The organism is Ruegeria sp. D7 (assembly GCF_056534355.1).
In genome coordinates this window covers 26885-53206 of record NZ_JBQFPG010000002.1, presented here as the reverse complement: position 1 = coordinate 53206, position 26322 = coordinate 26885, and the positions used below count along the sequence as shown (strand labels likewise).

At 57.4% G+C, this 26322-nt stretch carries 25 protein-coding genes; 5 read left to right on the top strand and 20 right to left on the bottom strand.

Annotated features, from left to right (window positions below):
* Nucleotides 1-43: 43 nt before the first annotated feature.
* The 8 genes from ACRZ9U_RS03135 to ACRZ9U_RS03100 form a co-directional block, all read right to left on the bottom strand.
* Nucleotides 44-736 carry a nitroreductase family protein gene (locus tag ACRZ9U_RS03135; RefSeq protein ID WP_170401865.1) on the bottom strand — a complete coding sequence of 231 codons (693 nt, stop codon included), beginning with the start codon at nt 734-736 and terminating at the stop codon, nt 44-46.
* A gap of 103 nt (nt 737-839) precedes the next feature.
* Complete coding sequence (locus ACRZ9U_RS03130; protein ID WP_170401869.1) at nt 840-1190, bottom strand: H-type lectin domain-containing protein; 351 nt, start codon at nt 1188-1190, stop codon at nt 840-842.
* 117 nt (nt 1191-1307) lie between these two features.
* A complete protein-coding gene (locus ACRZ9U_RS03125) occupies nt 1308-1718 on the bottom strand; it encodes a F0F1 ATP synthase subunit epsilon (protein ID WP_170401872.1) in 411 nt (136 codons plus the stop codon).
* Between the two features lie 12 nt (nt 1719-1730).
* Nucleotides 1731-3155 carry a F0F1 ATP synthase subunit beta gene (gene atpD, locus ACRZ9U_RS03120; RefSeq protein ID WP_039537698.1) on the bottom strand — a complete coding sequence of 475 codons (1425 nt, stop codon included), beginning with the start codon at nt 3153-3155 and terminating at the stop codon, nt 1731-1733.
* Nucleotides 3156-3175: 20 nt separating this feature from the next.
* Complete coding sequence (locus tag ACRZ9U_RS03115) at nt 3176-4054, bottom strand: F0F1 ATP synthase subunit gamma (protein ID WP_170401874.1); 879 nt, start codon at nt 4052-4054, stop codon at nt 3176-3178.
* 15 nt (nt 4055-4069) lie between these two features.
* A complete protein-coding gene (gene atpA / locus ACRZ9U_RS03110; RefSeq protein WP_480901297.1) occupies nt 4070-5608 on the bottom strand; it encodes a F0F1 ATP synthase subunit alpha in 1539 nt (512 codons plus the stop codon).
* Nucleotides 5609-6169: a F0F1 ATP synthase subunit delta gene (locus ACRZ9U_RS03105; protein WP_480901296.1), complete on the bottom strand. Its 561-nt coding sequence runs from the start codon at nt 6167-6169 to the stop codon at nt 5609-5611.
* 302 nt (nt 6170-6471) lie between these two features.
* A complete protein-coding gene (locus ACRZ9U_RS03100) occupies nt 6472-7206 on the bottom strand; it encodes a methyltransferase domain-containing protein (RefSeq protein WP_170401881.1) in 735 nt (244 codons plus the stop codon).
* A gap of 61 nt (nt 7207-7267) precedes the next feature.
* On the opposite strand from ACRZ9U_RS03100, the gene gloB reads away from it, so the two are divergent.
* Together gloB and clpA are read left to right on the top strand one after the other, a co-directional pair.
* Nucleotides 7268-8035 (top strand): hydroxyacylglutathione hydrolase, encoded by a 768-nt coding sequence (gene gloB, locus ACRZ9U_RS03095; RefSeq protein WP_480901295.1) that lies wholly within the window; start codon nt 7268-7270, stop codon nt 8033-8035.
* Between the two features lie 174 nt (nt 8036-8209).
* Nucleotides 8210-10534: an ATP-dependent Clp protease ATP-binding subunit ClpA gene (gene clpA, locus ACRZ9U_RS03090; RefSeq protein WP_170401887.1), complete on the top strand. Its 2325-nt coding sequence runs from the start codon at nt 8210-8212 to the stop codon at nt 10532-10534.
* An 87-nt stretch (nt 10535-10621) separates the two neighbouring features.
* Here clpA and ACRZ9U_RS03085 read toward each other — a convergent pair whose 3' ends face one another.
* From ACRZ9U_RS03085 to ACRZ9U_RS03075, 3 genes are all read right to left on the bottom strand, one after another.
* On the bottom strand, nt 10622-12301 hold the full coding sequence (locus ACRZ9U_RS03085; RefSeq protein WP_170401890.1) for a peptidoglycan -binding protein: 1680 nt from the start codon (nt 12299-12301) through the stop codon (nt 10622-10624).
* Between the two features lie 3 nt (nt 12302-12304).
* Nucleotides 12305-13483, bottom strand: coding sequence for a biopolymer transporter ExbB (locus tag ACRZ9U_RS03080; RefSeq protein WP_170401894.1), 1179 nt, complete (start codon nt 13481-13483; stop codon nt 12305-12307).
* A gap of 68 nt (nt 13484-13551) precedes the next feature.
* The gene (locus ACRZ9U_RS03075; protein WP_170392457.1) at nt 13552-14082 is read right to left on the bottom strand and encodes a gamma-glutamylcyclotransferase; all 531 of its coding nucleotides are present in this window, start codon (nt 14080-14082) and stop codon (nt 13552-13554) included.
* Nucleotides 14083-14149: 67 nt separating this feature from the next.
* On the opposite strand from ACRZ9U_RS03075, the gene ACRZ9U_RS03070 reads away from it, so the two are divergent.
* Nucleotides 14150-15151 carry a DUF2125 domain-containing protein gene (locus tag ACRZ9U_RS03070; protein ID WP_170401896.1) on the top strand — a complete coding sequence of 334 codons (1002 nt, stop codon included), beginning with the start codon at nt 14150-14152 and terminating at the stop codon, nt 15149-15151.
* Here ACRZ9U_RS03070 and ACRZ9U_RS03065 read toward each other — a convergent pair.
* From ACRZ9U_RS03065 to ACRZ9U_RS03050, 4 genes are all read right to left on the bottom strand, one after another.
* The gene (locus ACRZ9U_RS03065; RefSeq protein ID WP_170401898.1) at nt 15148-15969 is read right to left on the bottom strand and encodes an extensin family protein; all 822 of its coding nucleotides are present in this window, start codon (nt 15967-15969) and stop codon (nt 15148-15150) included. The genes ACRZ9U_RS03070 and ACRZ9U_RS03065 overlap by 4 nt on opposite strands.
* Nucleotides 15966-16886: a prephenate/arogenate dehydrogenase family protein gene (locus ACRZ9U_RS03060; RefSeq protein WP_170401899.1), complete on the bottom strand. Its 921-nt coding sequence runs from the start codon at nt 16884-16886 to the stop codon at nt 15966-15968. Before ACRZ9U_RS03060 ends, ACRZ9U_RS03065 begins: the two co-directional genes overlap by 4 nt.
* Nucleotides 16883-17968, bottom strand: a complete 1086-nt coding sequence (gene hisC, locus ACRZ9U_RS03055; protein ID WP_170401900.1) for a histidinol-phosphate transaminase — start codon at nt 17966-17968, stop codon at nt 16883-16885. Before hisC ends, ACRZ9U_RS03060 begins: the two co-directional genes overlap by 4 nt.
* A 64-nt stretch (nt 17969-18032) precedes the next feature.
* Nucleotides 18033-19448, bottom strand: coding sequence for an aminotransferase class V-fold PLP-dependent enzyme (locus tag ACRZ9U_RS03050; RefSeq protein WP_170401901.1), 1416 nt, complete (start codon nt 19446-19448; stop codon nt 18033-18035).
* 103 nt (nt 19449-19551) lie between these two features.
* Between ACRZ9U_RS03050 and ACRZ9U_RS03045 the strand changes: the two genes are divergently transcribed.
* Complete coding sequence (locus ACRZ9U_RS03045; RefSeq protein WP_170401903.1) at nt 19552-20013, top strand: Lrp/AsnC family transcriptional regulator; 462 nt, start codon at nt 19552-19554, stop codon at nt 20011-20013.
* A 119-nt stretch (nt 20014-20132) separates the two neighbouring features.
* Here the strand turns inward: ACRZ9U_RS03045 and rpsD are convergent, their stop codons facing one another.
* The 3 genes from rpsD to ACRZ9U_RS03030 form a co-directional block, all read right to left on the bottom strand.
* Nucleotides 20133-20753, bottom strand: coding sequence for a 30S ribosomal protein S4 (gene rpsD, locus ACRZ9U_RS03040; protein ID WP_170392466.1), 621 nt, complete (start codon nt 20751-20753; stop codon nt 20133-20135).
* A gap of 212 nt (nt 20754-20965) precedes the next feature.
* Nucleotides 20966-21280, bottom strand: coding sequence for a hypothetical protein (locus ACRZ9U_RS03035; RefSeq protein ID WP_480761297.1), 315 nt, complete (start codon nt 21278-21280; stop codon nt 20966-20968).
* A 426-nt stretch (nt 21281-21706) separates the two neighbouring features.
* A complete protein-coding gene (locus tag ACRZ9U_RS03030) occupies nt 21707-23989 on the bottom strand; it encodes an adenosylcobalamin-dependent ribonucleoside-diphosphate reductase (protein ID WP_170401907.1) in 2283 nt (760 codons plus the stop codon).
* Nucleotides 23990-24118: 129 nt separating this feature from the next.
* Here ACRZ9U_RS03030 and ACRZ9U_RS03025 point away from each other — a divergent pair, with 129 nt between their 5' ends.
* The gene (locus tag ACRZ9U_RS03025) at nt 24119-24550 is read left to right on the top strand and encodes a DUF1489 family protein (protein ID WP_170392480.1); all 432 of its coding nucleotides are present in this window, start codon (nt 24119-24121) and stop codon (nt 24548-24550) included.
* Here the strand turns inward: ACRZ9U_RS03025 and hisG are convergent.
* Nucleotides 24547-25236: an ATP phosphoribosyltransferase gene (hisG, locus tag ACRZ9U_RS03020; RefSeq protein WP_170401909.1), complete on the bottom strand. Its 690-nt coding sequence runs from the start codon at nt 25234-25236 to the stop codon at nt 24547-24549. The genes ACRZ9U_RS03025 and hisG overlap by 4 nt on opposite strands.
* Nucleotides 25233-26321: an ATP phosphoribosyltransferase regulatory subunit gene (locus ACRZ9U_RS03015; RefSeq protein WP_170392482.1), complete on the bottom strand. Its 1089-nt coding sequence runs from the start codon at nt 26319-26321 to the stop codon at nt 25233-25235. The genes hisG and ACRZ9U_RS03015 overlap by 4 nt, the downstream gene beginning before the upstream one ends.
* Between the last annotated feature and the right edge of the window lies 1 nt (nt 26322).

Below are 26322 nucleotides of genomic sequence, written 5' to 3'. Positions count from 1 at the left end.
CTGCTGGCTACCATAGATAATGTCTGAATTCATGACGGCCTACCTATTCGGCGACCGTCATGATTTCTTCCAACGGTTTTTTCATCTTTGCAACTTTTGGCACCTTCGCGTCGTCTTGCGGGTGGCCTACAGCTACGATCATAATAGGCTTTTCATGATCAGGGCGGTTTAGCAGTTTATTCAGGAACTTCATCGGGTTGGGTGTGTGGGTCAGTGAAACCAGCCCTGCATGGTGCAGCGCCGTCAACAAAAAGCCCGTGGCAATGCCCGTGCTTTCAGGCACGTAGTAGTTTTTGAACCGATCTCCATCATCGAAATGACCCCAACGTTGGGCGAAAATCACTATCAGCCACGGTGCGTCTTCCAGATGCGGCTTCTGATCGTTAGTCCCGATTGGTTCAAGCGCCTTCAGCCATTCATCTCCGGCACCGCCTTCATAAAACCTGCGCTCCTCAGCTTCTGCCTCTTCCCGAATACGGCGTTTCATCTCAGGGTTCGAGATGGCCACAAAGTGCCAGGGCTGATGATTGGCCCCTGAGGGCGCTGTTCCGGCTGCGCGAATGCACTCTTCGATGACCGTGCGCTCGACGGGCCGGTCCGAATAGTCACGCACGGTATGGCGGCGTTTCATCTTGTCGTAGAACGCTCGCGCTTCGGCCAGCATTTCTTCATCAGACAAGTCCATACGATCCGGAAGGTCCAAGGCTTCGTATTCGATATGATCTCTTGCAAACACCTGTATGATCCTCCGGTTGCGTTAGCCGCTATTTGGGGTGGCCAGTCTTCTTTATGGGACGACGCGCGAAGGTGCGCAATCTTATGTCACGAACAGGCCTGCTTCACGAGATGTCCCAATCGTCTTCATGCGAAACATCTCCAATTGCGGTCCAATTCACCCGAATTCTGGCGATACGCGTATCAGACCAGGTGCGAAACACCGCATTGAATCCTTCCGGCGTTATATCTTCGGCCTGAACTTCAGCGCGTAAAGCGGAAGACGTATCCACATCCCAAAGCACCACGCCTATCTGGACGATTGGCACAGAGCGGAACACTTCTGAAAAACGGACGCTTACGCGACGCTCTCGCGGGCCCTCACCAGTCCACATCACGCCACCATCGGCGAAATCGGAAAACAAGACCTCCTCGCCCTGATCAATGCCGATGGGATGGGTTTGAAACTTTTTCATCTATCGTCTTTTATTGTTCAATTCCTGCAGCTTAACTTCAGCGAATGGCAAAATCACGACAAAAAAACGGCCCCGCGTATACAGGGCCGTTCCAAGTGATCAGAATGTCATGAACCCTTACAGGCTCATATGCGTTCCTAGGGCTTCCATGTCAGCCAGCAACTTGGCAGCATCGTCGACGATCGTCTGATCGTCACCGGCCTTGGCCGCCTCGTGCGAGGTGCGGGCCTCGGCGATCAGATCGTCCAGATGCGAACGTGTTACTTCGGCAACCGGAATGGCCTTTTCGGCCAGAACCGACAGGCCATCACCATTGATCTGAGCAAACCCACCGGTGACCAGGTATTCGCTGGAGCCTTGGGGTGCTTCGACCTTCAGGATGCCCGGGCGCAGAGTTGTAATTGTGGGGGCATGATCGGGCATTGCCGTCATGTCCCCGTCCGCGCCGGGAATCTGGACCGCGGTGGCCTCGAGCGAAGCAAGGCTCCGCTCGGGGCTGACGAGGTCGAATTGCATCGTGTTTGCCATCAGGGATACTCCTTAGGCGGCTTCTGCGGCCATCTTCTCCGCTTTGGCGATCACTTCTTCGATGCCGCCAACCATCAGGAAGGCCGCTTCGGGCAGGTGATCGTATTCGCCAGCAACAACCGCTTTGAACGACGCGATGGTCACATCCAGAGGAACCTGAACGCCCGGCGAACCGGTGAAGACTTCGGCCACGTCGAACGGCTGCGACAGGAAGCGCTCGATCTTACGGGCACGTGCCACGGTCAGTTTGTCCTCTTCCGACAGTTCGTCCATGCCGAGGATGGCGATGATGTCCTGCAGCGACTTGTAGCGCTGGAGAATCTGCTGAACGTCGGTTGCGACCTTGTAGTGCTCTTCACCAACGATGGCCGGGTCGAGCAGACGCGAGGTCGAGTCGAGCGGGTCAACCGCCGGGTAGATACCCTTTTCCGAGATCGCACGGTTAAGAACGGTGGTCGCGTCCAAGTGAGCAAACGAGGTTGCTGGCGCCGGGTCGGTTAGGTCGTCCGCAGGCACGTAGATCGCCTGCACGGACGTGATCGAGCCCGACTTGGTCGAGGTGATGCGTTCCTGCAGGGCACCCATGTCGGTGGCCAGGGTCGGCTGGTAGCCCACCGCCGAAGGAATACGACCCAGCAGAGCCGAAACCTCGGAACCCGCCTGCGTGAAGCGGAAGATGTTGTCGACGAAGAACAGAACGTCAGTACCGGATTGGTCGCGGAACTGCTCGGCCAGGGTCAGACCGGTCAGAGCAACACGCGCACGCGCACCCGGAGGTTCGTTCATCTGACCGTAAACCAGGGCCACCTGCGATTCCGACAGGTTGTCCGGTTTAATAACGTTCGATTCGATCATCTCGTGGTACAGGTCGTTGCCTTCACGGGTCCGTTCACCAACACCCGCGAACACCGAGAAGCCCGAGTGCACTTTTGCGATGTTGTTGATCAGTTCCATGATCAGAACGGTTTTACCAACGCCGGCGCCGCCGAACAGGCCGATCTTACCGCCTTTGGCGTATGGGGCCAGCAGGTCAACAACCTTGATGCCGGTTACCAGAACTTCCGACTCGGTCGATTGTTCGTCAAAAGTCGGTGCGGGCTGGTGGATCGCACGGGCTTCGGTTGCTTCAACCGGGCCTTTTTCGTCGATCGGCTCGCCAACCACGTTCAGGATGCGGCCCAGAGTGGCGTTACCAACCGGAACCGAGATCGGTGCACCAGTGTCGGTCACGGCTTCGCCGCGGACCAGACCCTCGGTCGCGTCCATCGCGATGGTACGGACGGTGTTTTCACCCAGGTGCTGAGCAACTTCCAACACCAGGCGCTTGCCGTTGTTGGTGGTTTCCAGCGCGTTCAGAATTTCAGGCAGCTGATCTTCGAAGTGCACGTCGACGACGGCCCCGATGATCTGTGTGACTTTGCCTTTTGCATTCGCCATGTTTCGTCTCCGGTATGTCTCTACAGCGCTTCGGCGCCGGAAATAATTTCAATCAGCTCGTTGGTGATCACGGCCTGACGCGAGCGGTTGAACTGGATCGTCAGCTTGTCGATCATCTCACCCGCGTTGCGTGTCGCGTTGTCCATTGCGGACATCCGTGCACCCTGTTCAGACGCTCCGTTTTCGAGCAGAGCCGAGAAGATCGCGGTGGCAACCCCCTTGGGCAGCAGGTCGGCCAGGATGGCCTCTTCGCTGGGCTCGTAGTCGAATACCGCACCGCTGTCGTCACCCGTCGCTTCGTCTTCGAACGAGGCGGGGATGACCTGCTGTGCCGTCGGGATCTGGGTCACAACGTTGACGAACTTCGAGTAGAAGATCGTGGCAACGTCGAACTCACTCCCGTCAAAGCGGGACAGGACGTCCTTGGCGATGTCTTGCGCGTTGGAATACCCCAGACGCTTGACCTCGCTCAGGTCGATATGTCCAACGAACAGATCGCTAAAATCACGCTTGAGCGCGTCGCGACCTTTTTTGCCGACGGTCAAAACCTTGACCGTCTTGCCTTTGGCGCGCAACTCGTCCGCCTTTTGGCGAGCGAGCTTGGCGATGTTCGAGTTGAAGCCGCCACACAGGCCGCGTTCAGCTGTCATGACAACCAGCAGATGGACATCATCACTGCCCGTGCCACGGAGCAGCTTGGGGGCGCTGTCGCTGCCCCCGACCGAAGCCGCCAGCCCCGCCATCACGGCATTGAACCGCTCGGCATAGGGACGCGAGGCTTCGGCAGATTCCTGGGCGCGACGCAGTTTTGCAGCCGCGACCATCTGCATGGCCTTGGTGATCTTGCGGGTCGATTTGACCGACTCGATCCTGTTTTTAAGGTCCTTAAGATTTGGCATATGCCCGCCTCTCCCTTAAGCGAAGGTTGCGGCGTATTCGTCCAGCGCAGCCTTGATCTTGTCGGAAGCGTCACCCTTGATCTTGGGATCTTCGTCCGTGATCCACTGAAGCAGATCCGCGTGCTTGCCACGCAGATGCGCCAGCAGGCCAGCTTCGTAACGACCAACATCGGACACGTCGATCTTATCGAGGTAACCATTGGTACCGGCGAAAATTACGCAGACGATTTCAGCGTTGGTCAGCGGCGAGTACTGCGGCTGTTTCATCAGCTCGGTCAGACGCGCACCACGGTTCAGCAGCTGCTGGGTCGCGGCGTCGAGGTCAGAACCAAACTGCGCAAAGGCAGCCATTTCGCGGTACTGAGCCAGTTCCAACTTAACTGGACCGGCAACCGACTTCATCGAGTCGGTCTGAGCCGAGGAGCCCACACGCGAAACCGACAGACCGGTGTTCACGGCGGGGCGGATACCCTGATAGAACAGTTCGGTTTCCAGGAAGATCTGGCCGTCGGTGATCGAGATCACGTTGGTCGGAATAAACGCCGAAACGTCACCACCTTGAGTTTCGATAACCGGCAGAGCGGTCAGCGAGCCCGCACCGAAGTCTTCGTTCAGCTTTGCCGAACGTTCCAACAGACGCGAGTGGAGGTAGAAAACGTCGCCAGGATAGGCTTCACGTCCGGGTGGACGGCGCAGCAGCAGCGACATCTGACGATAGGACACAGCCTGCTTCGACAGGTCATCATAGATGATCAGCGCATGGCGGCCGTTGTCGCGGAAGTATTCGGCCATCGCGGTTGCGGCGTAAGGTGCAAGGAACTGCATCGGTGCCGGGTCGGACGCGGTTGCCGCCACAACGATCGAGTAGTCGATCGCGCCGGACTCTTCCAGTTTCTTCACCAGCTGAGCAACGGTCGAACGCTTCTGACCGATCGCAACGTACACGCAGTACAGCTTCTTCGACTCGTCGTCGCCTGCTGCGTCGTTGTAAACTTTCTGGTTCAGGATCGCGTCCAGAGCAACGGCGGTTTTACCGGTCTGACGGTCACCAATGATCAGCTCACGCTGGCCACGGCCGATTGGGATCATTGCGTCAACCGATTTCAGGCCCGTTGCCATCGGCTCGTGAACCGATTTACGCGGAATGATGCCCGGCGCTTTAACGTCTGCAACGCCACGCTTGGTCGCGTTGATCGGGCCTTTGCCGTCCAGCGGGTTGCCCAGACCGTCAACAACGCGGCCCAGCAACTCGTCACCGATCGGAACGTCCACGATCGAGTTGGTGCGCTTAACAGTGTCACCTTCTTTGATGTCACGGTCAGAACCGAAGATAACAACACCGACGTTGTCGCTTTCCAGGTTCAGCGCCATACCCATGATGCCGCCGGGGAATTCGACCATCTCACCGGCTTGCACATTGTCCAGGCCGTATACACGGGCAATCCCGTCACCGACGCTCAGCACGCGGCCGATCTCGGCCACTTCGGCTTCCTGACCAAAATTCTTGACCTGGTCCTTCAGGATTGCAGAAATCTCTGCAGCTTGGATTCCCATTTATCCGACCTCTTTCATTGCATTCTGTAGGGAGTTCAGCTTCGAACGGATCGAGCTATCGATCATTTTCGAGCCCACTTTAACGACAAGACCGCCGATGAGGCTTTCATCAACGGTCGCATTGATTGTCACGGTCTTGCCCACACGCTCGGACAGCGTCTTGGACAGTTTATCCATTTGGGTCTTGGTGAGCGCCTTGGCCGAGGCGACATCGGCGGTCACCTCGCCACGCTCGTCAGCCAGCATGTCGCGCAGAACCTGCACCAGTTGCGGTACAACGAACAGACGACGTTTCTGCGCCATCAGACCCAGCGTATTGCGCAGGATGGCATGCAGGCCCATCTTGTCCGCAACAGCGGTGATTGCGCTTTCCTGTTCGGCGCGCGAAACCAAAGGCGATGCGATCAGGTCGCGCAATTCAGCGCTGTCACTCAATGCTGCTGCCAGATCGTTGATTCCGGTTTCCAGACCTGCAAGGTCATTATTCTCTTTAGCGATCTCGAAGATCGCGGTGGCATAGCGCTCGGCGATGCCAGTGGAAATCGAAGCTGGTTCGGACACGTCCACCCTTCCGATATTTGAGGCCCCGATTTTGAGTAGCGGCCGCTACCTTGGGGCGTGAGGAAACCCCGTCCATTTAGGGCGGGGATCAAAATCACCGGGGATGTAGCAGAGGTGTTCCAACCAAGCAATACGCTATAGCGGTAACAGTTTTATCCACAAATTATTATTTTTCATACACTTAACCCAAGTGCGACCCTTTGGACCGATTGGGGCAGTTGAAAAATGTTACGAATATGCAGGTTTTTGCGATTCCTGTGACCTTTTTCCCGCATTTTTTCCTTTCAAAATGCGCCGGACTGTCACGCAGGCTTTAACAAACCATCCAACGCTTTGATCGGGCGCTTCGCGGTGTCTTTAGTAACGCTCCCGCTAGGCGGACGAATGAGTTTACTGGCCTCAACCATAAGCACGCCTCCGGCCATGACGGTTGGGATGCGTTGTCCAGTCTTCTCGATCAGGCTGCCCGATTTTAGCCAGAACCGACGGAACGAAGGCGGCAGGTAAAGCGCCGAGCAATGGTTTTCCGGGACGAAGTGGTGCGCGCGCAATTGGTTTTCCAATTGGGTCGTTGAATAGGGCTGCCCAAAGCCAAACGGCGTCCGGTCTGAGCGCGACCAAAGCCCGGCCCGGTTCGGTACGACAAATAGCACACGCCCTCCGGGCCCCAGAACGCGCCAGCATTCTTCCAGCAATTGGCTGGGTCGGTTTGAAGTTTCCAAACCATGCATCACCACGAGTTTATCCACATGGCCAGTTTCGATTGGCCACATCGTCTCTTCGGTCAGAACGGAAACATTGGGCATCCCCGCAGGCCATGGCATTACACCCTGCGGACCAGGCATAAGACCAATCACACGACGCGCATCTTTGAGGTAAGGCCGCAATAAAGGTACGGCAAAACCAAATCCGACCACAGTTTGCCCTTTGGCTTCGGGCCAAAGATCCACCAACCGACCACGGATCGCTGCCTGGGCCGCGCGACCCAGGGTGCTGCGATAGTAGAAATTCCTCAGATCCTGCACATCAAGATGCATTGCGGACACCCGGTCAATCGGCTTAGCTGGGCGCAGTCTAGCAATGAAAGGGCAAAAGGCCATGCCTCTTGAGATCGTTACCATTCCTTGCCTCAGCGATAATTACGCCTTTCTCGCCCATGATCCGGCCAGCGGTGAGACTGCCTTGATCGATGCGCCAGAGGCAGCTCCGATTCTGGCTGAACTGGATTCGCGCGGCTGGCAGCTAAGCCATGTGTTGCTGACCCATCATCATTGGGATCATGTGGACGGGCTGAGCGGCATTCTAGCGAAACAGCCCGCGCGTGTGATCGGCGCAAAAGCAGATGAGCATCGGTTGCCAAAACTTGATCAGGCGGTGGTTGAAGGTGACACTTTTTATATCGGCGGTGAGCCGGTCGAGGTTCTTGATGTGTCCGGTCATACAATTGGGCACATTGCATTCTACATGCCCCAAACTGGCGTTGTATTCACCGCTGACAGCCTGATGGCGCTGGGATGTGGACGATTGTTCGAGGGCACGCCTGCGCAAATGTGGGCCTCTCTCAGCAAGTTGGCGGCCCTGCCCGATGAAACAATCGTGTGCTCAGGCCACGAATACACACAGGCAAACGCCAAGTTCGCCCTGACCATCGATCCCAACAACCCAGCCTTGCTTGACCGCGTGGCCGATATTAATCGCGCCCGCGCTGCCGGAGAACCCACGGTACCCTCGCTTTTGGGCCTGGAAAAGGCGGCAAATCCGTTTCTAAGGGCCACTGATCCGGCGATTCAGGCCCATCTGGGCATGGAAAACTCTGATCCCGTGTCCGTATTCGCCGAAATTCGAGCCCAAAAAGACAGCTTTTAACCCGTTTCAAGCCCCAATCACGGCCACGGTCACAACAAATGTGACTGTCAAGTGAAAGAAAACCCTTGAAGCCGGGGCGGGATCAACCAAACTCTAATAGTATGAGGACATGGTTGGGATGGGGATCCGGCCTGCAGCCCGCCCCCTTCCGGCGCAATACAGAGGAGCACCCGCGTGCCTTCATTCTCGAGCACACTTGAACAAGCCATCCACGCGGCCCTTGCGGCGGCGAATGAACGGCGACATGAATTCGCAACGCTAGAGCATCTGCTGCTGGCGCTGTTGGAAGAACCCGATGCGGTGCGCGTCATGAAAGCGTGCAGCGTCGATCTGGACGAGTTACGCAGCACCTTGGTCGAATTCATCGACGAAGATCTGTCAAACCTCGTCACTGATATCGACGGGTCCGAAGCCGTGCCCACGGCAGCCTTCCAGCGTGTCATTCAGCGCGCCGCGATCCACGTTCAAAGCTCTGGCCGCACAGAGGTGACCGGGGCCAATGTATTGGTGGCCATCTTCGCCGAACGTGAAAGCAACGCAGCCTATTTCCTGCAAGAGCAGGACATGACCCGTTATGACGCGGTAAACTTCATCGCACATGGTGTGGCCAAAGACCCGGCCTATGGAGAGAATCGTCCTGTAACGGGTGCTGATGAAGCCGAAGAAGAGGCTCAGACGACCTCTGGTGACGCCGAGCAGAAAGAAAGCGCGCTAGGCAAATATTGCGTTGATCTGAACGCCAAATCACGCGCCGGTGATGTAGATCCGCTGATCGGACGCTCGGACGAGGTTGAACGCTGTATTCAGGTGCTGTGTCGCCGGCGCAAGAACAACCCGTTGCTGGTAGGTGACCCCGGTGTCGGCAAAACCGCCATCGCCGAAGGTCTGGCGCATAAGATCGTTGCGGGCGAGGCCCCGGACGTGTTGTCGGAAACCACCATCTACTCGCTCGATATGGGTGCCCTGCTTGCGGGAACTCGCTATCGCGGCGATTTCGAAGAGCGTCTGAAAGCGGTTGTGACCGAATTGGAAGAGCACCCTGATGCGGTTCTCTTCATCGACGAGATTCACACTGTGATCGGAGCGGGTGCAACCTCGGGCGGTGCGATGGATGCGTCGAACCTGCTGAAGCCAGCGCTTCAGGGTGGCAAACTGCGCACCATGGGCTCGACCACGTATAAAGAGTTCCGTCAGCATTTCGAAAAAGACCGCGCGCTGAGCCGCCGGTTCCAGAAAATCGACGTGAACGAGCCGTCGGTCGAGGACAGTGTCAAAATTCTGCGCGGTCTGAAACCATATTTCGAAGAGCATCACTCGATCAAATATACTGCCGACGCGATCAAGACAGCTGTCGAATTGTCGGCGCGCTATATCAACGACCGCAAACTGCCCGACAAGGCCATCGACGTGATCGATGAGGCCGGGGCAGCGCAGCACCTGCTGGCCGAAAGCAAACGTCGCAAGACCATCGGCGTCAAAGAGATCGAGGCGGTGGTTGCCAAGATTGCGCGAATCCCACCCAAGAACGTCACCAAGGATGATGCAGAGGTTCTGAAAGATCTCGAAACCTCGCTGAAACGTGTGGTGTTTGGTCAGGATGAAGCGATCGAAGCGCTGTCCAGTGCGATCAAACTGGCGCGCGCCGGTCTGCGTGAGCCAGAAAAACCCATCGGCAACTATCTGTTCGCTGGCCCCACCGGTGTTGGCAAAACAGAGGTGGCGAAACAGTTGGCTGACACGCTTGGTGTTGAACTGCTGCGTTTCGACATGTCGGAATACATGGAGAAGCACGCGGTCAGCCGTCTGATCGGTGCGCCTCCGGGTTATGTCGGGTTTGATCAGGGTGGTTTGCTGACCGACGGTGTCGACCAGCACCCACATTGCGTCTTGTTGCTTGATGAGATCGAAAAAGCGCACCCGGACGTGTTCAATATCCTGTTGCAGGTGATGGATCACGGCGAATTGACCGACCACAATGGCCGGACGGTGAATTTCCGCAACGTGGTCCTGATCATGACATCGAACGCAGGTGCGCAGGAGCAGGCGAAAGCCGCCATCGGCTTTGGCCGCGACCGGCGCGAAGGTGAGGATACCGCAGCGATCGAACGTATGTTCACGCCGGAATTCCGCAACCGTCTGGACGCCGTGATCTCATTCGCGCCGCTGCCGAAAGAGGTCATTTTGCAGGTCGTCGAAAAGTTCGTCCTGCAGCTGGAAGCGCAGTTGCTGGATCGTGGCGTGACCATCGATCTGACACCCCGCGCCGCCGAATGGCTGGCCGACAAGGGCTATGATGACAAGATGGGTGCGCGACCTCTGGGTCGTGTTATTCAGGAACACATTAAGAAACCTCTGGCCGAGGAACTGCTATTCGGCAAACTGGCCAAAGGCGGCGTGGTCCGTGTCTCGATGAAGAAGGGCGAGCTGAATCTGGAAATCCTGGGCCCCGATCAGCCCCGCATTCCGGGCGACAAGCCCCCGCTTTTGACTGCGGACTAACCTACAGCCTCTATGACGAAAAACGCCCGCCTTCTCGGTGGGCGTTTTTCTTGTTTGGCAGGTAATCCACAGCGGTTCGAACCAGCCTTACCGCTCTGTCAGCTTCAACTCGATCCGACGGTTTTGGGCGCGCGCCTCGGGTGTGTCGGCGGGATTAACGGGCTGGAATTCTCCGAACCCGTTTGCCGCCAAACGATCAGGTGGAATGCCCAGCGCATCAACCATGTAGCGCACCACAGAAAGGGCACGACCCTGGCTGAGCTCCCAGTTGTCGCGATATCGTCCGCTTCCTGCAAGTGGCACATTGTCGGTGTGACCATCGACACGGATGACCCAGTTCAACCCTTCGGGTATTTCTGCGGCAACGCCTCGCAGGATATTGGCAACTTTGGCAACCTCCTGACGACCTTCCGCAGACAGGTTTGCGGACCCGGTGGCAAACAACACCTCAGACGAGAACACGAAACGGTCACCTTCGATGCGCACGCCATCCTGATCACCCAGCACATCGCGCAGCCGCCCGAAGAATTCCGAGCGATAGCGCTGCAAATCCTCGGCCTGTGCGGCTAGTTCCTGATTTTGGCCCGCCAGTTTCTCGGCCTCGGCTTCCAGCCGAATACGTTCAGCCTCTTCCAGCAGTCGGCGACGGCGTTCTTCCGAGGCTGCGCGCGCTAGAGCGGCATTCAGATCCTGGCCCAGCGTCTGTATCTGGATCTCGGCGGCGGTATTACGTTCTTCGTAATCGTCTAACAAAGCCTGCAGCGATCCCAACTGGCTGCGCAGGGCTGCCATCTGCTGATTAAGCAGCGCGGTCTGACGTTGCGCTTCGGTCGAGATTTCCTGTTCCGATGCAAGCGCCTCTCGGGCGAGCGCCAGCAGCGCCGCGCGCTCCTCGGCCAGCGACCTTTGTTCAGCTTCATTTGCTTGTGCTTGGGTTTGGGCATCCAGCGCCGCCTGCAGTTGTTCCCTCAGTTCTTCGGCATTGATCTCACCGAACTGACGCTCAAGCTCTGCCTTGGCAGCCTGTGCCGCAGCTAGCAAAGTCAGGGTATCCTCTGCTTCCTTTCGCTGCGCTTCCAGCGCCAAGGTCATCGCTGTCAGTTCGGCATCTGCATTCTGCAATCGATCACGCAACGCCTCAGCAGCGGCGGCTTCGGCCAGACGCGCGGCTTCTTCCTCGGTCAGTTGCTGTTCTAGCTCGGATATCTGAGCTGCCTGTGCATCTTCGCTGGTTTCAAGTTCGGCGACGAGAGCTTCAAGTGCTTCGCGTCGAGCCGCGGCAAGGCGGGCGGCTTCAGCCTGTGCGTCGATTTCTTGTCTGCTTTGAGCAAGTGCCAAATTCAAGGCATCTTGTTCATTTAGCAACTCATCGCGTTGCGTTTCTAGCGCGGCGATATCCCCCTGCGCACGCGCCTGATCAGCCAGCAAAGCCGCGACCTGTGCTTCAAAGTCGGTTATGCGGGTTTGTGCCTGCGCCAGATCATCTTCGACCTGATTAAGCGTTGCATTCAAGTTCCCAAGACGCGCTTGAAGACGGCTGTTTTCCCGCTCTTCCAGCCCCAGCGCCCCGGCCAGCGCGGCGATTTCGTCGGACAGCGCAGTCAGTTCATCCTCTTGACCTGAAATGGTTTCGCGCAGCACAAATTGCACGACCATGAAGATGGTCAGCACAAAGGTCAGCACCATCAACAATCCCGTCATCGCATCCACGAAGCCGGGCCAGACCGAGCCCGAAAACCGTTGACCTGTGCGGCGGGACAGCGCCATGGGTTACTCTCCTTCCGGGGGGGTACGTACGGCGCCCCGTGGCAAAGTCAACGCTTTGACCAGCAGCTCAAAATCCTTGCGCAGTTCGTTCATGCTGTCCTGACGACCAGCGGAGATTTCTTCGAGTATACGCAGCAACTGAACATCCATTGACCGCAGGCGCATGCGGCTTTCCGCATCAATCCCCTCGCCCGCGCCATGTTCGCGCATGTGATCCAACAAAGCGTCCTGCCCCAGCGCCACACGTTCAAGCGCAGCCGTAACACCTTCGGTCTGGGCCTGACGCTGGTTCATTTCCCCGATGACATCGACCAAATGTCCCAGTTTGGTCGTGACGTTCGTACGATCAACTTCTTGCGCCGAGAACATGTCCTGCAGTGCATCCATTTGTTCAGACATGGCGTCCAGTACTGGGGTCAGCACGGCCAGTTCCGCGCCGCCCTCATCGCCCGCAGCAAAGCCAACGCGGGTGATTGAGGACAACCATTCTTCCAATTCGCGATAGAACCGGTTCTGGCCATGGCCCGCGAATAGTTCCAGCAAACCGACGATCAAGGATCCGGCCAGACCCAGCAATGACGACCCAAAAGCAACGCCCATGCCCTGCAGCTGCGCTTCCAATCCTGTCATCAGACGGTTGAAGACGGCCAGACCTTCTTCACCTTCCTGCGGGTTCAGGCTGCGGATCGTATCAACGATGGCGGGGACAGTGGTGGCCAAACCAAAAAATGTCCCCAGTAGGCCAAGGTAGATCAGCACGTTGGTGATGTAGCGGGTGATCTCGCGCTCTTCTTCGACCCGTTCGGCGACGGAATCGAGGATCGATCGGGTAGAGCTAGAGCTGATCTGAGACCGCGCCCCGCGTTCCCTCAACAACGACGCCAGTGGGGCAAGCAGTTGCGGCGGGCGCACATCGTCACGTTCGACCCCTCCGGCAAAGGCTTCGATCCAACGAACCGATCCGATCAGTTGTGTGACTTGCAGAAAACAGGCAGCGACACCGATGACAAAGACCAGCAAAATGAACCCGTTAAGATACAGATTGGCCTGAATAACCGGCAGCACATATGGCAACGCCATGAACACGCCAAGTCCTGACAGCCCTATTGCGATCAGCATCATCAAAATCTGACGGATCGGTTGTGAGAAATGTGGTCTCACGCCCTGTTGTGCCTGCGCCATGCGCGTGGCTCCTGGTATTGTCTGCTCTGGGCTGAACCTATCGAAGTTCGCCCCGTGACGCCAAGAGTTTATGCGCTGATTGTCCGCACCCGTTGCGACAACCACTCAAGATCAGGGTCGTGCAGTCCGATCTCGGTCAAGTGCGAGGCAGTATTGTAGAGATATTCGGTATTTGGCCCACGTCCGCCAACCGCGTGGGCGATGATCTGAGCCTGCTCTTCCAATGGAAGACCACCGCAATACTGAACGTGGTGAGCATCGATGACGTAAGTCACTGCATTTACGATCTGCCCGCAGTCCAGATGCACGTCCAGCATCCGCTCCAGATAGGCTGACGAGATCAGCTCACGCTCACGCAATTCAGCCAAAGTGCGCTCTTCGTGACCTGCCTCGACAGCAAGCGCCAATCCAGTGCAATGCGCGTCTGGCTGTTCGTCCAGCGCCAATACCAAACCGGGGTCTTCTTCCGTGCCGCGATGGTGGATAGAGCGCATGCAAAACGACCGCGCATATCCGTGCAATTTAGCGCGTTCGCTGCGTGCCACCGGAAAGCCCGGGTTCCACAGCAGCGATCCATATCCGAATACCCACATCGTCATTGCACTGGTCCTTGCCCGTTTGGCCCTATAAACATCAAATCCGAGGCAGGAAAAAGGGCCATTCATCATGCGCCGTCTTGTACGCGTTTTCGTATTTATCGCCCTCGCGTGGAGCGCCTACTGGTTTGTCGCCGGTTATGGTCTGCGAAACGCCCTGACCGGTTGGTTTGACCGACAGCAAGAACTGGGCTGGCAGGCCGAATTCTCGGACGTGTCGACGGCCGGATATCCGTTTCAGCACATCACACGCCTGAATAATCCCGCTTTGGCCGATCCGGTCAACGGAACGGCGTGGAGTGCGGACTGGGTCGAGTTCCAAAGCCCAGCAATCTGGCCCGGCCGCCAGATGCTGCGCTTTGCCAGTACGCCGCAGCGCCTTTCCTATTTCGACCAGACCACGACCGTTCAGGCCGAAGCGCTACAAGCCGAATTGCAGCTCCAACCCGGTGTCGCGCTGGTGCTCGAGAAAATGGCGCTGACCTCAAAGCGCTGGCTGCTGACAACCGAAGGTGATCCGCAAGCCGGAGGCCAGTCGCTGAGCCTTGTGATGGAGCAATCTGGAGCGCCCGAAAGCTATGGGATTACTGCGAAGATCGACGGATTTACCCCCGGCGATGATCTGAGACGCCTGATGCGTTCAGCATCGACCCTGCCGCAATCGTTCGAAACGCTGGAAATGGATATGTTTGTCACTTTCGACAAACCCTGGGACCGCACCGCACTTGAGCAGCGTCGCCCCCAACCCGTTGCGATTGATCTGCGTTTGGCAGAAATGAAATGGGGTGAGCTGCGTCTGTTCGCCACCGGCGAACTGGAAGTTGACGAACAGGGCATTCCAACGGGTGAAATCGCGATGAAGGCCGAGAATTGGCGCGACATGATTGCGATGGCAAACGCCGCAGGTGCGCTGCCCGATCAGGCGGTTGATCCGGTAACCCGCGCATTGGGGTTCATGGCCGGATTGGGCGGCAATCCAAATGCGCTGGATTTACAGCTGAATTTCCGAGATGGGTTCGTCGCCTTAGGTCCGTTGCCCCTTGGTCCTGCCCCGAGACTGGTGCTGCGTTAACGGCAATAGGTGCCGCTGCGGTAGCGCGCGGTGTCTAGGTGGAAATGATCCCGATGGTAGCGATCAGAGTTTGGTCCGAGAACCGTGCCAAATGGCCCACACGCGCCGCGCCAAACCTTGGTCAGTTGCTTCTTGGACGGATTTTTGCGCCAGCCATTTAGAACCGTCACCACCTCACCATCGGCCATCTTGAAGCCCGAAATGTCGATGGCGCGCCCTTTACCATGCTCAGAGATCCGCGCCCCTTTACGGTTGTTACGTGTTCTACAGGCGTAATGCGCGGCGACCTGTAGCTCGACCACCGGACCTCGGCGTTTGAACGTGGGCTTTACAGTTTTGTCGACCCAATTATTCAGCGCCTGTGCAGTGCCGCAATCCATCGTCGCTGGGCGGCTCAGCCCGACCCCCGATACTGAGGTGATTTGCACTGCATCCTTAATCCCGCAGGCTTTGATCTTGCCCTTCACACGTCCAACCGGCTTACCCTGAATATCGATATCGCCACAGACTGAACCCTTACGCAGCTTGCGTTTCTTAAGAAAGACGCGTTGTTCCAATTCTTCTGGGCGCACAAACGGGCGGATCGAATACTCGGGCCCGAGCAATGGTAATTCAGCGGGACGGGCTGCAGCGGCCGTTACCTGCGGCGAAGCGGGCCGTAGCACCGGCCGGATGTTGGGGGTGACGATTGCCACCATCGCTTGGGTGGTTTCCGGGCGCGTCAACGGCACAATAGAAGTTTCAGGCGCCGCCGCATTTGCAGTCGTTGCCGCCAAAGCAACGCAGAAAATCAAATGGCTGCAACCGATCTTTCTCATGTCGATTTTTTTCCCCGCCCGAAATCTGGCGCATCCGTATCCTGGCCCGCATCAATGATGCCGCGGCGGATCGCCCGTGTGCGCGTAAAGTAGTCGAACAATTGCTCTCCGTCACCTGTTCGGATGGCCCGCTGTAGCGCAAAGAGCTCTTCCGTGAACCGGCCCAGAATCTCCAGCGTTGCGTCTTTGTTGGTCAGAAACACATCACGCCACATCGTCGGGTCCGAAGCCGCGATGCGGGTGAAATCGCGGAAACCAGCTGCCGAATACTTGATGACTTCGGTGTCTGTAACCCGCCGGAGATCATCCGCAACTCCCACCATCGTATAGGCAATCAGGTGAGGTGCGTGCGAGGTGACCGCCAGCACCAAATCATGATGCGCGGCGTCCATCTCATCGACATTCGATCCCAGACCCTCCCACAAAGCCCGCAGGCGAGCGATTGCATCCGGGTCGGAATCTTCGACCGGCACCAACAGGCACCAACGGTTGTCGAACAGTTCGGCGAATCCCGATTCAGGCCCGGAATGCTCGGTCCCGGCCAGAGGGTGTGCCGGAATGAAATGAACGCTATCGGGTATGTGGGGTGAGACGGCGTCAATCACGTGACGCTTTACCGACCCCACGTCTGAAACGGTGGCACCGGATTTCAGAACCGGCGCAATCTGCTGCGCCACAGGTCCCATTGCGCCAACGGGGACACACAAAACCACTAGATCAGCACCTTCGACCGCCTCTTCCGCGGTCTCGCAAACCCGGTCACAGAGGCCGATCTGGCGCGCCGTCTCGCGGGTTGCCTCGGATCGCGCATAGCCCGTCACTTCCCCCGCAAGCCCAGCCCGTTTGATCGCCCAGAACATGGACGATGCAATCAGGCCCAACCCGATCAGCGCAACACGGTCGTAAATCTGGCTCATGCAGCGCCCCCTTTGAACGCAGTAATCGCTGCAACCACGCGGCCGCAGGCGAATTCGTCACCTACGGTGATCCGCAGCGCGTTTGGCAGGTTGTAGCCCGCGACCCGCCTCACGATCAAACCCTGCGTTTTCAAATAGTCATCGCAGGCTTCCGCCTCGGCCCTGTCAGCAAAACGGGCGAGGATGAAATTCGTGCATGACACATCGGATGAAACGCCGACCTTCGCCAGTTCATCAGACAACCAAATCCGGAGGCGTGCATTTTCAGACAGGCAGAACCGCAGATATTCCTCATCCCGCACGGCGGCCTCGGCCGCCGCAAGAGCCGTCAGCGATAGGTTGAACGGCTGACGAACGCGGTTCAGCACATCAATAATCTCTTTCGCCGCATAGCCCCAGCCAACGCGCATCCCACCTAGACCGTACACTTTCGAAAACGTCCGGGTCATGATGACATTGCTAAACCGGTCCACCAGCCCTGCGCCTCCATCGAAACCATCGACAAATTCGGCATACGCACCATCCAGCACCATCAGGCAATTGGCTGGCAATGCATCCGCCAACCTCTGCAATTCGGCGTCAGAGACCATGGTTGAAGTAGGATTTCCCGGATTGGTCACAAAGACAATCCGTGTCTGCCCAGTGACCGCGGCAAGGATGCTATCTACGTCTACACGGCGATCCCTCTCGGGCACCATGACCGGGGTCGCGCCCGCCATTCGCGCGATGATTGGATACATGGAGAATCCATGCTCGGTATAAATCACCTCATCACCCGGACCAGCATAGGCCTGCGCTACGAACTGCAACACTTCATCACTGCCGACACCGCAGATGACCCGATTGGCATCCAGTCCGTGCCGTTCAGAAATTGCGGCGCGCAGGCTGGCATGATCGGTGCTGGGATAACGATGCAGCGAAACGGCACTTTCGCGCACCGCTTCGATCGCCTTGGGACTTGGCCCAAACGGGTTTTCGTTGGAACTCAGCTTGATGACATCCGCAACACCGTCAACATGCGACTGTCCGCCCTGATACAGCGCGATGTCCATTATGCCGGGTTGAGGTGTGATCTGGTTCATGAGGGGCTCCACTAGCTTGGCCCCTCATACCTTTCTCAACGGGTTGAGAAAAGCGGCAATTATCTTACGCCGCTTTGAAGCGCGCCGTCGCCGGATCGGCATTGTAGAATGGGACGAACTCCTCGGTCCGGCGCGACAGCTCGTTAACGCTGTCGATAATGAACTGAACGGTCTCTTCGCTCATGAGGTAAGAGAAATTCAACCGCACCCAACCCGGTTTCTTCATTTCCTCACCCTCCGACAGGGCCGCATGCAATTCTTCCGACGTTGCCCGATCAATGCCCAGCAAACGATGCGCATAGGGTCCGGCACAGGCACAGCCGCCACGTGCCTGGATGCCGTAGATATCGCTGAGCATCCGGGTAAACAGCTGCTGATGCACCGGCTGCCCATTCCGATCACACACGAGGAACGAGAATATCGGCAGGCGGTGTGCATTCTCGGCACCTAGCAATGTCAGATGTGGGTTGTCGGACCACCCATCCAACGCCATGCGGTTACACTGCGCCTCACGCTGTGCGATTTCATCCGTTCCGACCGCATCCTTGACAATGAAGGCCAGGGCCGCACGAATGTCTCCGATCACATTTGGTGTACCCGCCTCTTCCCGCGTCGCGAGATCGGCGCTGTAGTCGTGCCGCCAAGGCGAGACAAAGCTGACAGTCCCACCTCCGGGCCAACTCGGACACGTCCGCTTCACAACGCATTGGTTAACGACCAGAACACCCGACGCCCCCGGCCCACCCGGAAACTTATGCGGAGAGACAACGATCGCGTCCTTCCGCGCATCTTCCGGCCCCATGTCCATTGGCAAATAAGGTCCACCACCCGCATAGTCCCATACCGCAAGCGCACCATGCTCTTTCAGCATCCGCGTCACTGGATCAGAGTCGGTGATGATGCCGGTGACGTTTGACGCCGCTGAGAATGACCCAATCACAAGATCGGAATCTGCGTGCTCTACCAGTGCCGCCTTTAGCGCCTGCATATCGGGACCGCCGTCAACGGCTTCTGGAATCTCGATCACCCGCGCCTTGCTTTCACGCCACGGCAGAATGTTCGAATGATGCTCATACGGACCAATCAAAACGACCGGCTGATTAGCCTCTTGCACTCCCAGCAGACTAACCAGCCGGTTAAGACCCGCTGTAGCGCCAGACCCGGTAAAGATCACCGCGTCCTCTTCCTTGGCGCCAACTATGCAGGCGATCTCGGCCCGCGCCTCGCGGCGCAAACGGGTTATATAGGAACCGCAATAGGAGGCTTCGGTGTGGCTGTTGGCATAGAACGGCAACACATGCTCAGCCACGAAATTTTCGACCTGTCGCAACGCGCGACCCGAGGCAACGTAGTCCGCATACACAAGCGGCACGTCCCCATGCAGACCCGGGATGAGTACCCCCTCACCGATCAGCCCATCACGCAGAGTATTTCCGTGAGCAGCAGATTGAATTTCTGCGCGAAAGTTGGACAAGGTCATAACACAGGCTCCATATTGCTAACTCCAATATGATTGATCCATCCTGTGGAAACCTCACAATTTTATGCTTTATATGTCCGAGTTTTGTGTCATATGAGTTTATATGGAGAAAAAATTAGATCAAATTGACACGCGTCTTCTGAAGGAACTGCAAAAAGACGCAACACTTTCCCAGCGAGAATTGGCAGATAGGGTCGGCCTGTCCCAAAATGCCTGCTGGCGAAGAATAAAGGCCTTGAACGACACAGGTGTCCTGCAAGGTTCTACGGCGCGCATCGCGCGTGAAAAGCTTGGGCTGAATCTGGTGGTTTTCGTCATGCTGCGCACGCGCCACCACTCTGCCCAATGGTTGCAGGCCTTTCGCAGTCATGTCCTGACCATTCCTGAAGTGGTCGATTTCCATCGCATTGGCGGCGACTATGACTATCAACTCAAGGTCGTTACAGAAGATATGGCCTCTTACGACAAAGTCTATCAACGCCTCATCGATAAGATCGAACTGGACAGCGTCACCTCCTATTTCGCAATGGAGGCCATTGCCGAAAGTCGCCCGCTTCCTATCTGATCCGCCTCTTCATCTGGCCAAATATATCTCGGGGGAGTCGCGCAGCGACTGGGGCAGAGCCCCATAAAAAAAAGACCGCGCTGAAAGCGCGGCCCTTAAACTCAACAGGTCGGCGAAGATTAGTTCTTCGCGTAGAATTCGACGACCAGGTTCGGTTCCATCATAACCGGGTAAGGCACATCGCTCAGGCCCGGTGCACGCACGAAGGTCGCGGTCATTTTCGAGTGGTCGGCGTCGATGTAGTCAGGCACATCACGCTCGGCCAAGCCGACAGCTTCCAGGACAACGGCCAACTGCTTGGACTTATCACGCACTTCGATAACGTCGCCTTCTTTGACGCGGTAGGACGGGATGTTGACCCGCTTGCCGTTCACTTTAACGTGGCCGTGGTTCACGAACTGACGTGCGGCGAACACGGTCGGAACAAACTTGGCGCGGTAAACAACAGCGTCCAGACGGCGCTCCAGCAGACCGATCAGGTTTTCACCGGTGTCGCCTTTGACACGTTCGGCTTCTGCATAGATGCGGCGGAACTGCTTCTCGGTCAGGTCGCCGTAGTAGCCTTTCAGCTTCTGCTTGGCACGCAGCTGCAGACCGAAGTCAGACAGTTTGCCCTTGCGGCGCTGGCCATGCTGGCCGGGGCCGTATTCACGACGATTAACCGGGGATTTCGGACGACCCCAGATGTTTTCGCCCATCCGGCGGTCGATTTTGTACTTGGCAGACGTGCGTTTGGTCACGGCTGATCTCCTTCTTTAGATCGAGGCCCCGATGGGCCACTATGAAGGGCGTTGTCCTCTTGAGGTTTCCCCCATGACAGGCATCCCCTCGCGGGGGCCACCAACACCAATGAAGCCGCGCTTATATCCCTGCTTCGGCCAGAGTCAACACGCCACAGCAAGCAAAGGGTAGGATTTCTGCTTAGAGTTGGAATCTTTCTGAGAAGTATCCGTTATTCAGCGGCCCAACCGGCAGTATTTGACAGACTTACCGGCACTGAACTTGCATTTGCGCGAGCCGCCGGGAACACGACAACCTTGTCGTCATAACCGCTGTCAATCTCAACAGGTTCAATATGCGAAGCTGCCGAACTGACCCAGAAATCTTGATCAGGCTCAGGGCATCCATCCTCAAACACAAGCACCAGAGACGCTTCGTTCACCTCACGCACCAGCTCGGCAACGAAAGTCTGAGCCCCGTTTGACAACTCGATCTTGGCACTTTCGTTGATCTCGCCGGGGTTGGCGAAACTGGCTCTGGCCGCCAATATAGATCCAAGACCGGTGGAGCCTGCGTGCAGCGCAACTTGGTCAGCACTTGCGGCGAGTTGGACCCCTCGCCCCCTCCAGGACCAAGAGCTACCAACGCACAAGTGGGCCAAAGGCGCCGCCTCAAGCCCGTCAACTTCCGTCTGTGTCCAAAATATTGCTATTCGACCGTTATAACCGGTTCTCATCTGTCCGCCCGCACTTTTACTCATCCCACAAGTAACTGTGCTTGTGTATCAACGAAAAAATGGGCGGAAAAGAGACCGAAATGTAGCAATCACGAAAATGTTGCTAAAGAACAGCCTCATATTGATACTTTTCGTCGAATGTTGGTGAACGTCTGGCGCACCGCGCTAAGTTCGCTTCGATCCGAAGTCCGCGAAGATAGCCGACTTTGATTGATTGCAGATAGCTTTTACGCCAAATCAGCCACACTTAGAATGACCGCAGCTGCGGCAGGTCATGCAGCCTTCGATCATCACCATGTCGAACTGACCACAGGATGGGCAAGTCTTGCCACGCGGGGCGTCCATGTTGACCACCTGCGCCTGAGGATCGGATTTCAGGCCCATGCCTTCGCCCTCAAGGAAGCCGATATTGACCATGTGTTGCTCGATCACGCCGCCAATCGCGGCCAGAATGGACGGAATGTACTTGCCTTTGACCCAGGCCCCGCCGCGCGGGTCGAACACAGCTTTCAGTTCCTCGACCACAAAGGACACATCGCCACCGCGTCGGAACACGGCCGATATCATCCGGGTCAAAGCCAGCGTCCAAGCATAATGCTCCATATTCTTCGAGTTAATGAACACCTCGAAGGGACGGCGGCGTCCGCCAATGACGATATCGTTGATTGTCAGATAAATTGCGTGCTCGCTGTCCGGCCATTTCAGCTTGTAAGTCGACCCTTCAAGCGATTGTGGGCGATCAAGCGGTTCGGACATATAAACGACCTCGCCCCCGTCAACCTCATGCGGGGCATCCGCGCTTTCACCCGGCGCTTTGTCGTCGCTTTCCGATACGCTCAGAACCGAACCGGTGATATCATTGGGGCGATAGGTTGTGCAGCCTTTGCATCCCTGATCCCAGGCCTGCATGTAGACGTCTTTGAAGGCATCAAAGCTGATATCTTCGGGGCAATTGATTGTCTTCGATATCGAACTATCGATCCACTTTTGCGCCGCCGCCTGCATTTTTACGTGATGGGACGGGCTTAGTGTTTGCGCATTCACGAAATACTCGGGCAATTCGGCGTCGCCAAACTTGTCGCGCCACATCTGCACCGCATAGTCCACAACCTCTTCTTCGGTGCGCGAACCGTCCTTTTGCAGCACCTTGCGCGTATAGGCATAGGCAAAAACCGGCTCGATCCCCGAAGACACGTTGCCCGCATACAGCGAAATCGTACCCGTCGGCGCGATCGAGGTCAGCAGCGCGTTGCGGATGCCGTGTTCGCGGATTGCGTCGCGCACATCGTCATCCATCTGTTGCATGGTGCCGCTGGCCAGATATTTCTCGGCGTCAAACAGTGGGAAAGCGCCCTTTTCCCTCGCCAAATCGACCGACGCCAGATACGCGGCGCGCGCGATTGCGTGCAACCAGCGCTCGGTCTGACGCGCCGCCTCGTCCGAGCCGTAGCGCAGACCCAACATCAACAGCGCATCGGCCAGACCAGTCACGCCCAGCCCGATGCGGCGCTTGTCTTGCGCCTCGGCTTCTTGTTCGGCCAGCGGGAATTTCGACGCGTCCACCACGTTGTCCATCATGCGAACGGCGGTGGCCACCAGCTCTTGCAAGGCCTCCTCGTCCAGATGCGCGGCATCCTCGAACGGCTCGGCAACCAACCGTGCCAGATTGATCGAGCCCAGCAAACAGGCACCATAAGGCGGTAGAGGTTGTTCTCCGCACGGGTTGGTCGCCGAGATCGTCTCGACGTAATTCAGATTGTTCGCCTGATTGATCCGGTCGATAAAGATCACGCCCGGCTCGGCATAATCATAGGTGGCCTGCATGATCTTATTCCAAAGATCGCGCGCCTGAACGGTGTGATAGACCTTTCCGTCAAATACCAGATCCCACGGTCCATCGGCCTTGACGGCCTCCATGAATGGATCGGTGACCAGAACCGACATGTTGAACATGCGCAAACGCGCCGGGTCGGATTTCGCGGTGATGAACTGTTCGATATCCGGATGGTCGCAGCGCATGGTCGCCATCATCGCACCACGACGCGAGCCTGCAGACATGATCGTGCGGCACATGGCGTCCCAGACGTCCATAAAGCTTAGCGGGCCCGAGGCATCCGCTGCGACCCCTTTCACATCGGCGCCGCGCGGACGGATGGTTGAGAAATCGTAACCGATCCCCCCGCCCTGCTGCATGGTCAGCGCGGCCTCTTTCAGCATGTCGAAGATACCGCCCATGCTGTCGGGGATCGTCCCCATCACAAAGCAGTTGAATAGGGTTACCTGTCGCGCGGTGCCCGCCCCGGCGGTGATGCGGCCAGCAGGAAGGTATTTGAAATCCTCTAGCGCCTCATAGAATTTTTTTTCCCAATGCGCCGGGTCTTCTTCCACACGCGCCAGATCACGAGCTATGCGCCGCCAGCTGTCCTCGACTGTCTGATCGATGGGCGTACCATCCGCCTGTTTGAAGCGGTATTTCATATCCCAGATCTGCTCGGCGATGGGGGCGGCAAAGCGGCTCATCGGTGATTCCCTGTACTGAAAGAGGCATTCAGATTAGCCCAGATCACATCTAAACCACAACACCTTGATGACAAGCGCATGAGGGCTACAATATAGGGATCACCCTTGGGACGACTCTGTGGGAAAGCTGTGGATAAGTACGTAAACCTCATCAAACTTTCGGTTGGGTCAGAAAGCGTCGACACGTTGATGGCATGGCAAGACAGCCGCAAACCACTCTATGAGGACGGATACCCGCGCCACGTCACCCGCATGTGGCCCAAGCGCGACGCTGAAATTCTGAATGGCGGGTCGATCTATTGGGTGATCAAAGGTGTGGTCCAGTGCCGCCAGCGCATCCTGCGGCTGGATGAAGTCCGTGGTGAGGATGGCATCCGCCGCTGCGCCATCGTCCTGGACCCCGAGGTACACAGAACGCAGAACGCTCTGAAGCGTCCATTCCAGGGCTGGCGGTATCTCAAGCCTGAGGACACCCCTGCCGACTTGCCTAAAAATCGCGAGCAGGACGACGCCCTGCCCGACGATCTGAACCGCGCATTAGCGGAAATTGGGGTGCTTTAGGCCAACCTGTCCAGCAGCTCATTCAAAGCCGTCTTTTCAGCCGCATCGTATTTGGCCACGCGGCTGCGCCACAGCGTGGCCTGCGATTGCAGGATCAGCCCATCCGACAGGATTTTCAGGTGGTTCGCCCGCAGTGTTTCCCCGGTCGAGGTGATATCGGCAATCGCCTCGGCTGTCTCATTCACCACCGTCCCCTCGGTTGCGCCCTGGCTGTCGACCAGCGTGTAATCGGCCACCCCCGCTTCGGTCAGGAATTCGCGGACCAGACGGTGGTACTTGGTAGCGATCCGCAGCCGATGGCCATGCGCCCTGCGAAAACCTGCCGCCGCTGCATCCAAATCATCCAGAGTGTCCACGTCGACCCAGCAGGCTGGGGTTGCGATGATAAGGTCCGCCTTGCCGAACCCCAAAGGTGCAACCTCTTCCACCTGCTGTTCCCAGCGCGGCAGCTTTTCATGCACAAGATCGATGCCGGTCACGCCCAAATGAATGCGTCCCGCCGCCAGCTCGCGCGGAATCTCTCCTGCAGACAATAGGATCAGCGAGACGCCACCAATCCCATCAACCTTGCCCGCGTATTCCCGGTCTGATCCGCTGCGCGACAGTGTAATGCCGCGCTTTTCAAACCATGCGAAGGTCTTGTCCATCAACCGGCCCTTCGAAGGCACACCGAGTTTCAGGCTCATTGCGCAGCCTCCTCGATTTCGAGCATCAGGTCCGGGCGGATCACGCCGCCAATTGCCGGAATCTCGGCCCCACCACCCAATTGCCTGGTCAGCGCATCATAGCGCCCACCGGTTGCAACCGGTGGCAGATCAGGGCGGCCTTCGGCATAAAAGCCAAATACAAACCCGTCGTAGTACTCCATCGAGGTCCTGCCATAAGACGCCTCAAAATCCAGTGTATCCACATCTACGCCCCGCGCTTGCAGGGCTGCGATACGAGCCTCCAAACGATCCAAAGCAGATGTGATCTGTGGCAGATCAACCGCAATGTCACGCAGTTGTTCCAGCGCGAAAGGCATGGTTTCTCGCACATTAAGTAGCGTCTCCAAACCGGCCAGTTCATTGTCCGAGATCGGCGGCGCAGCGCGGTCTTCGCGCAGGGCATCAATCCGTTCGAGAATTTCGGGCGTGCGGCGCTTGCCTATCATGGGCACGTCAATCGCCAATGGGTCGACCGCGTCAAGCAGAGCATCGCGCCCCTCGAGACTAGCTTTGCGTCCGGCATATCGGTCCAGCAAAACGCGGAACCGGCGAGGCCGCCAGAGATGCCGCATCAGTGCAGCCTTACGACGACTAGTGGTCTTGAGACCCCCGACCGCGGCGATCAGAATACCGATATCACCTGTCGCTGCCCGCAAAGGCAGCCCGCGCAATTGCAGGGCAAATAACGAAAACACCTCGGCATCGGCTCCGGCGGGGTCTTCGCGATCAAATACTTCGTAGCCGACTTGGATATACTCATTAGCACGATCCGGATCGTGTTCCTGACGGCGGAACACTTCGCCGGAATAGGTGTATCTTGCTGGTTCAGCCCCGTCGGACATGTGCATCTGCACCACCGGCAGGGTGAAATCCGGGCGCAGCATCTGCTCACCCCGCAGCGCGTCCGAGGTTACGTAAGCACGGGCGCGGATATCTTCTCCATAGAGGTCCAACAGCGTCCCGGCTGGCTGCAGCAGAGGCGTATCAACCACCTGCGCGCCCGCCGCCTCGAACCGGACACGCATCATGGCGGCGCGGGCCTGTATTTGGGAACGGTTCGGCATG

Bases quoted from the DNA above. Each gene is read 5' to 3' on its own strand.
- ACRZ9U_RS03130 (WP_170401869.1), bottom strand. From the start codon at position 1,190: ATGAAAAAGTTTCAAACCCATCCCATCGGCATTGATCAGGGCGAGGAG.
- ACRZ9U_RS03125 (WP_170401872.1), bottom strand. From the start codon at position 1,718: ATGGCAAACACGATGCAATTCGACCTCGTCAGCCCCGAGCGGAGCCTT.
- atpD (WP_039537698.1), bottom strand. From the start codon at position 3,155: ATGGCGAATGCAAAAGGCAAAGTCACACAGATCATCGGGGCCGTCGTC.
- ACRZ9U_RS03115 (WP_170401874.1), bottom strand. From the start codon at position 4,054: ATGCCAAATCTTAAGGACCTTAAAAACAGGATCGAGTCGGTCAAATCG.
- atpA (WP_480901297.1), bottom strand. From the start codon at position 5,608: ATGGGAATCCAAGCTGCAGAGATTTCTGCAATCCTGAAGGACCAGGTC.
- ACRZ9U_RS03100 (WP_170401881.1), bottom strand. From the start codon at position 7,206: ATGCATCTTGATGTGCAGGATCTGAGGAATTTCTACTATCGCAGCACC.
- gloB (WP_480901295.1), top strand. From the start codon at position 7,268: ATGCCTCTTGAGATCGTTACCATTCCTTGCCTCAGCGATAATTACGCC.
- ACRZ9U_RS03085 (WP_170401890.1), bottom strand. From the start codon at position 12,301: ATGGCGCTGTCCCGCCGCACAGGTCAACGGTTTTCGGGCTCGGTCTGG.
- ACRZ9U_RS03080 (WP_170401894.1), bottom strand. From the start codon at position 13,483: ATGGCGCAGGCACAACAGGGCGTGAGACCACATTTCTCACAACCGATC.
- ACRZ9U_RS03075 (WP_170392457.1), bottom strand. From the start codon at position 14,082: ATGACGATGTGGGTATTCGGATATGGATCGCTGCTGTGGAACCCGGGC.
- ACRZ9U_RS03070 (WP_170401896.1), top strand. From the start codon at position 14,150: ATGCGCCGTCTTGTACGCGTTTTCGTATTTATCGCCCTCGCGTGGAGC.
- ACRZ9U_RS03065 (WP_170401898.1), bottom strand. From the start codon at position 15,969: ATGAGAAAGATCGGTTGCAGCCATTTGATTTTCTGCGTTGCTTTGGCG.
- ACRZ9U_RS03060 (WP_170401899.1), bottom strand. From the start codon at position 16,886: ATGAGCCAGATTTACGACCGTGTTGCGCTGATCGGGTTGGGCCTGATT.
- hisC (WP_170401900.1), bottom strand. From the start codon at position 17,968: ATGAACCAGATCACACCTCAACCCGGCATAATGGACATCGCGCTGTAT.
- ACRZ9U_RS03050 (WP_170401901.1), bottom strand. From the start codon at position 19,448: ATGACCTTGTCCAACTTTCGCGCAGAAATTCAATCTGCTGCTCACGGA.
- ACRZ9U_RS03045 (WP_170401903.1), top strand. From the start codon at position 19,552: ATGGAGAAAAAATTAGATCAAATTGACACGCGTCTTCTGAAGGAACTG.
- ACRZ9U_RS03030 (WP_170401907.1), bottom strand. From the start codon at position 23,989: ATGAGCCGCTTTGCCGCCCCCATCGCCGAGCAGATCTGGGATATGAAA.
- hisG (WP_170401909.1), bottom strand. From the start codon at position 25,236: ATGAGCCTGAAACTCGGTGTGCCTTCGAAGGGCCGGTTGATGGACAAG.
- ACRZ9U_RS03015 (WP_170392482.1), bottom strand. From the start codon at position 26,321: ATGCCGAACCGTTCCCAAATACAGGCCCGCGCCGCCATGATGCGTGTC.